The 525-nt window shown below is 53.1% G+C and carries 1 pseudogene; it reads left to right on the top strand.

Annotated elements, in window-relative coordinates:
• Positions 1–285: pseudogene (locus A9Y75_RS25905) on the top strand (hypothetical protein); the annotation flags it as partial.
• Positions 286–525: the final 240 nt, after the last annotated feature.

Here is a 525-nt window from a genome sequence, read left to right as displayed (position 1 = left end):
GATCTTGGGGGCGGCCAGCAGGCGGGCGTGAAACGTTGGACGAAGGAAAGAGTGTATGCTCGGCTTCCGGGCGGCTTTCGTGCGTTCGTCTATTTTATTTACCGCTATGTTCTTCGGTTGGGATTTCTAGACGGAAAGGAAGGGGTGGCCTTCCATGTGCTCCAAGGTTTCTGGTACCGTTATCTCGTCGACATGAAGCTATATGAGGTGCGCACCTTTATGAAGAGGCACGACGTGGATGTTGTAACTGCAATTCAATCGGTCCTTGGCGTCCAGATCCGCTGACATTTCTGCAGGATGGAAAGCCAATACCAAGAGAATTGATGGCCCACCTCTATGACAGCCGCGAAACCATCCTCGTGACTGGCAGAGGGGGCTCTCGAAGCGCCTTTGCTGCCGGATTTTCAAGCCTTGAACTTAGAAATCAAGGGCGCTCAGACGTGCATTTGCACCCGTAAGCTACTGGGGCAACTTCATCACGATCGTCCGTGCGCATTCTATTATTTGGGCATGGAGCAGGCGGGT

Origin of the sequence: Trichormus sp. NMC-1 (assembly GCF_001858025.1) — a bacterium.
Lineage (GTDB): Bacteria > Cyanobacteriota > Cyanobacteriia > Cyanobacteriales > Nostocaceae > Anabaena.
The sequence above is the reverse complement of the archived record's forward strand: the minus strand, read 5'-3'. Positions and strand labels throughout refer to the sequence as shown.